We start from the raw sequence: 5,393 nt of genomic DNA on the forward strand, positions 1-5,393 counted from the left end.
CGAACCGCCCCGCCAGGTCGGCGGCCAGCGGCCGCGACAGGCCGCGTTCTCGCGGCCTGTCCAGTGTACGAGGAGGCGGCCACCGTGAACGCGCCGCGCGGCGAAGCGACGTAAGCGCGGGTTGTCGAGAGTACGCCGAGCTTGTCGTATAGTACACCTAAATTTCCTGTAGTAAGTTTTGCTTTTTGGCCAGTAGAGGCCGTATAGGAATCCAAATCGGGATTAACTATCCTATCTGTTTATGGATACTTCGTTCGTTCGGTGGGGTGGGTATCACCCGCAATGACAAGACGCACCCTCGCAGTGCTCGCTGTCGTCGCGACGCTCGTCCTCTGGGGCGGGGCCGCCACGGCAGTACACGCACCGGTCGAACAGACAGCAACACAAGCGCCGGCCGAACAGACAGCAATAGACGACGCCGCGACGGCCGCGAACGTGGCACAGGAAGCCAACGCTTCCGTGACGTTCGGCGACCAGAACGCCAGCGACACCACGGTGACTGTCGAGAACGCGACGCTTCCCGAAGGCGGGTACGTCGTCATCCACGACGACACCCTCCTCGACGGCGACGTAACAGGGAGTGTCGTCGGCGTCTCCGAGTACCTCGACCCCGGCACGTACGAGGAAGTGAACGTCACGCTGTACGAGGACGTGGTCGGCGCGGACTTCTCGAACGCCACGCTCCCGAACGGCACCGCGCAGTTCATCGCGATGCCGCACGTGGAGACGGGCAACAACACCACCTACGAGTTCGTCGCGACGAACGGCAGCGAGGACGGCGCGTACGTGGTCGACGGTGAACCCGTCGTCGACGCCGCGAACGTGACGTTCGGCGAGATGCAGGCCGAGGAACCCAACCGCGGGATCGTCGTCGACGGCCTCGAAGCACCGCCGATGGCCGCAACGAACACCACGGTGGTCGTGAACGCAACGCTCGAGAACACCGCTGAGGACCCGCGTACCGAGGACGTCGCGTTCCGCCTCGAGGGCGGCGGCGTCGACGAAGTCGTCCACAAGAACCTGACAATCGCCGGCGACGAGTCCCTTAGCGTCACCTTCGAGGTGAACACCACGGGCGTCCCCGAGGACGAGTACATCCACGGCGTCACGACGTACAACTCCAGCGAGTTCACCGAGCTCGAGGTGACAGACGACGCAGAGGTCCGGCTCATCGGGCAGGCGGCTGACGACGCGAACATCACTGTCCAATCGGTGTTCGTCCCCGAGGGCGGTTACGTCGCCATCCACGACGACACCCTCCTCGAGGGTGAGGTCATCGGGAGCGTCGTCGGCGTCTCCGAGTACCTCGAACCCGGCTACCACGCCGACGTCGAGGTGATGCTGTACGAGGGCGTGCCCGGCGCGGACTTCTCGAACGCCACGCTCCCGAACGGCACCGAGCGGTTCATCGCGATGCCGCACCTCGAAACCAACGACAACACCACCTACGACTTCGTCGCCACCAACGGTAGCGATGACGGCCCGTACGTGGTCGACGGTCAGCCCGTCATCGACGACGGCATCGTCAACTTCACGCCGGAAGGACCCGGTGACGGTGCAGGTGAAGGCGACGGTGCCGGAGAAGGCGGCGGTGCAGACGAGGGCGACGGCCAAGACGGCGAACCCGGCGACGGGGACGGCGCACCGCCAGACGGCCAAGACGGCGAACCCGGCGACGGCGAGCCCACGACGACCACCACCGAGGACGACACGCAAACGACCACAGACGACGACACTACCGAAACTACCACCGAGGACGACACTACCGAAACTACCACCGAGGACGACACTACCGAAACTACCACCGAGGACGACACTACCGAAACTACCACCGAGGACGACACTACCGAAACTACGGAAACCACGACCGAGGACGACACCACCGAAACTACGGAAACCACGACCGAGGACGAGGCGAGCGCGTAGACTGACTTCCGGACCGACTCTTTCTTTGCCCCCGAACGGCTAGCCAGCGGTAATGGACGAGCCGCTCTGGATAGACGAGCACGCCCCGTCGCTGGCGGACATCCCGCAGGAGGAGGTCAGGGACCGCCTCCGGGACGCCACCGACGAACCCGTGAACCTCGTCGTCTACGGCCCGGAGGGCGCGGGGAAGACGGCGGCGGTGCGCGCGCTCGCCGAGAACGCCCACGCGGACCCCGACAACGACCTCGTGGAGTTGAACGTGAAGGACTTCTTCGGGATGACGAAAAAAGAGGTCAGCGAGGACCCGCGGTTCGCGCAGTTCATCTCGTCGAAGCGCCGCCGGAACTCCTCGAAGGCCGACTTGATCAACCACGTTCTCAAGGAGTCCGCGAGCTATCCGCCGGTCTCCGGGGACTACAACACCATCGTGCTGGACAACGCGGAAGCGATCCGGGAGGACTTCCAGCAGGCGTTGCGCCGCGTGATGGAGCGCCACCACGAGGCGACGCAGTTCGTCATCGTGACCCGCCAGCCCTCGAAACTCATCCCGCCGATCCGCTCGCGGTGCTTCCCGGTGATCGTTCGCGCGCCGACGCCCGACGAGATTGGCGGCGTCCTCCGGGACATCCTCGAGGCCGAGGACGTCGACTTCGACGAGGACGGCGTGGAGTTCGTCGCGGGGTACGCGGAGGGCGACCTCCGGAAGGCCATCCTGGGCGCGCAGACGACCGCCGAGCAGGAAGGCGAGGTGACGATGAACGCCGCCTACGAGACCCTGCAGGAAGTGGGCGCGGACGACGAGATAGAGTCGATGCTCGCGGACGCGGAGGCCGGCGAGTTCACGGACGCCCGGTCGACGCTCGACGACCTGCTCGTCGACGAGGGGATGAGCGGCGAGGAGGTCCTCGAGGAACTGCTGCGCGTCGGCCGCGCGCGGTACGCCGGCGAGGACGTCGCGGCGCTTCACGAACTCGCCGGGGACGTGGAGTTCGACCTCGTGCAGGGGAACAGCGACCGCATCCAGATCGGGCGCCTGCTCGCGGAACTCGGCCGCGACGCCTGAGTCCCGGTCGCAGCACGGTCGACGAGCAAACCCCGGGACCACCGGGAGTCGATCGGCCTGTTTCCCCAGAAGCCAGTTCCACCGTCGTGGCGGGAAGGGGTAGTTTTTCTACGCGCCGCCCCAGAGGCGAAGTGTGTCTCTCGCCGACCAGTTCGAACGCGCCGGCATCGTCGCGGGAGCCGTCCTGATGGTGGCGCTCCCGCTGTCGCTCGCGCTGGAAGCACTCGTCGGCCCGCAGGGGCCGTGGTGGCGGTTGCTGGCCGTGCTCGGCCCCGGGTTCGTGGTCGGGTGGGCCGCGGCCACCGACGAACTGCCGGTGTCCTACAGCAGCGTCTGGTTCGTCTGCTTCCTCGGGTACTTGCTCGCGGTGCTGGGCGTTCGCCTCCTGGACCTGGTTCCAGTCGGCGACCACACCGGGAGCGTGCTCGGCGTGCTCGCGGTCTCGTTCGTCGTCGCCGTCGTGGCCGACCGGTTCCGGTAGGTCGGTTCCGGGAGGCCGTCACGCGCGCCGCGCGTAGACCAGTGCTGGAATCCCCAGCGGGAGCGAGAGGACGCCGAAGACCGCGGCCAGGCGCCGACCGCTCGCGCGACCGGAGACCGCCAACGCGAACGCAGCGATGCCGAGAGCGGCGACGGCGTACGCGAGGTTGCTCCACGCCGGCACGTACGACGAACAGTACCCCCAGCAGACGAACGTGTAGGAGGGAGCGTTCCACGAGGGCGGGTAGAGCTTCGGCCAGAAGAACCGGCAGTACGTCGTCAGGGCGACCATCAGCACGGCTGGCAGCCCGACCAGCCACGTGCGCGCCCCGAACCGGAACCGGGGCGCGAACCGGCGGTAGGCGGCGAGGAGGGCGAACGGCAGGGCGAACACCCACGTCCAGATGGCGATCGTGTACGTCACGGGCCAGTGCTCGATGCGGGGTTGCGTGACGGGGAGCCGAGCCGCTCCGGGGAGTGTCGCCCAGGGGAACGACGGGTCGGGGACGGGGTTCGTGACGAACGCGAACAGCCCGAGAATGGTCCCGGCGACGAGCGCCCGTACCCCGAGCGTCGCAGTACGGTCGAGGAGTGTCCCGAGTCGGCTGGGTTCCTGGCGGCCCATACGAGAATGCACGACCGCCTCGTTGAATGCGGTTGCGCCTCACAAACAGAACTACAGAGACCGAGTACGTCGGATGTACAAAGAAATTCACCCCCTGCGTTTTGGGTTCGAGTTTGGGCGCGCGTTCAGACCGCGCTGTCGCGATGGCGGCGTGCGAGCAGCGCACCGAGGAACGCCAGGGAGACGAGCGCGCGCTTCGGACTGATACTGAGCGTCAGCGCGTCGCCGCCCGCGGCCTCGCCCTGATCGGTGTCGTCCTGCTCGACAGTCGTGTCGGCCGCGTCGGCGGGCGCGTCGCTGGGGACAGTGTCTCCGCGCACCGCGGGCTCCTCGTCGCCGACAGCGGCGGCCGGCTGGACAGCGCCGAACGAGATGAGGGGGACGACGAACGCGAGGGCGCAGAGACGCGTGACAGTCTCGGCGTCGATACGCGAGCGTATCACCTTGCAGTCAATAAGCTTAGTGTTCGGCTAAGTACCGGATTGTTGCTCCGAACGCGCCGTTAAGTTTCACGTTAGTACGAGCACGTACCGCGTCAGGGACTGGTGGACGCGGCGGTCGAAGCGGTCCGCCACAGTCCACCCGGCGTCAGTCGCCGCCTCGCGCCAGTCGCGGTCCGCGACCAGGACGCAGCGGTCCGCGACCCGTCGGGCTTCCGAGAGTGCGCCCGCCACGAGGTCCGCGAGCTCGTGCGTCTCGATTTTCGACTGGCGGCCGTACGGCGCGTCGAACACGACGGCGTCAACAGGCTTCGCCCGTTCGCCCGACGAACCGCCTGCATCGACGTCGACTGCGTCGGTCCGCAGCGGGAGTCTTGTGGCGTCGGCGCGCGCGACGTCGAACGACTCGACGTACGCCGCGAGGTTCTCCCGCGCCCCGGCGACCATCTTCGCCTGGGCGTCGGTGCCGACCGCGTACGCGCCGAGCAAGCCGGCTTCGATGAGCACGCCGCCGGTGCCACACATCGGGTCGAGAACCACGTCGCCGGAGCGGACGCGCGCGAGGTTGCAGACGGCTCGTGCCAGCAGGGGGTCCATGCTCCCCGGCTGGAAGAACGGCCGGTCGGTGGGCTTGCGCTCGCCGTAGTCCCGGACCGACTCGGCGGTCAGCCACGAGAGGTAGCAGCAGTCACGACTGAACAGCGCCCGGAGTTCGTGGTCGGGGTCCTCGAGGTCCACGCCGAATCCGGCGTCGACGAGGACGCCGCCGAGCTCCCGTTCGGCGGCCTGGGTGTCCACGTCCGTCGTGTTGCGGACGTTGCGGGCGCGGACTGCCACGGACCCGGAGCGCGGGACGTCG

At 67.5% G+C, this 5,393-nt stretch carries 6 protein-coding genes; 3 read left to right on the top strand and 3 right to left on the bottom strand.

Going from position 1 to position 5,393, the window contains the following annotated elements; all coding sequences use genetic code 11:
* Nucleotides 1-282: 282 nt before the first annotated feature.
* The 3 genes from GRX66_RS16090 (at nucleotide 283) to GRX66_RS16100 (ending at nucleotide 3,470) form a co-directional block, all read left to right on the top strand.
* Entirely contained in the window at nucleotides 283-1,926 is a 1,644-nt protein-coding gene (locus tag GRX66_RS16090) for a DUF7282 domain-containing protein (protein ID WP_159527435.1), read from the top strand.
* Nucleotides 1,927-1,978: 52 nt separating this feature from the next.
* Nucleotides 1,979-2,989, top strand: coding sequence for an AAA family ATPase (locus tag GRX66_RS16095; protein WP_159527436.1), 1,011 nt, complete (start codon nucleotides 1,979-1,981; stop codon nucleotides 2,987-2,989).
* A 133-nt stretch (nucleotides 2,990-3,122) separates the two neighbouring features.
* Nucleotides 3,123-3,470, top strand: coding sequence for a hypothetical protein (locus tag GRX66_RS16100; protein ID WP_325064155.1), 348 nt, complete (start codon nucleotides 3,123-3,125; stop codon nucleotides 3,468-3,470).
* Between the two features lie 18 nt (nucleotides 3,471-3,488).
* Here GRX66_RS16100 and GRX66_RS16105 read toward each other — a convergent pair whose 3' ends face one another.
* The 3 genes from GRX66_RS16105 to GRX66_RS16115 form a co-directional block, all read right to left on the bottom strand.
* Complete coding sequence (locus GRX66_RS16105) at nucleotides 3,489-4,094, bottom strand: hypothetical protein (RefSeq protein ID WP_159527437.1); 606 nt, start codon at nucleotides 4,092-4,094, stop codon at nucleotides 3,489-3,491.
* A 125-nt stretch (nucleotides 4,095-4,219) separates the two neighbouring features.
* Nucleotides 4,220-4,537, bottom strand: a complete 318-nt coding sequence (locus tag GRX66_RS16110) for a hypothetical protein (RefSeq protein WP_159527438.1) — start codon at nucleotides 4,535-4,537, stop codon at nucleotides 4,220-4,222.
* A gap of 66 nt (nucleotides 4,538-4,603) precedes the next feature.
* The coding region (locus GRX66_RS16115) for a methyltransferase domain-containing protein (protein WP_159527439.1) at nucleotides 4,604-5,393 on the bottom strand (790 nt) is incomplete at its 5' end.

The organism is Halobacterium bonnevillei (genome assembly GCF_009831555.1).
GTDB lineage: Archaea > Halobacteriota > Halobacteria > Halobacteriales > Halobacteriaceae > Halobacterium > Halobacterium bonnevillei.

Bases quoted from the DNA above. Each gene is read 5' to 3' on its own strand.
- GRX66_RS16090 (WP_159527435.1), top strand. From the start codon at position 283: ATGACAAGACGCACCCTCGCAGTGCTCGCTGTCGTCGCGACGCTCGTC.
- GRX66_RS16095 (WP_159527436.1), top strand. From the start codon at position 1,979: ATGGACGAGCCGCTCTGGATAGACGAGCACGCCCCGTCGCTGGCGGAC.
- GRX66_RS16105 (WP_159527437.1), bottom strand. From the start codon at position 4,094: ATGGGCCGCCAGGAACCCAGCCGACTCGGGACACTCCTCGACCGTACT.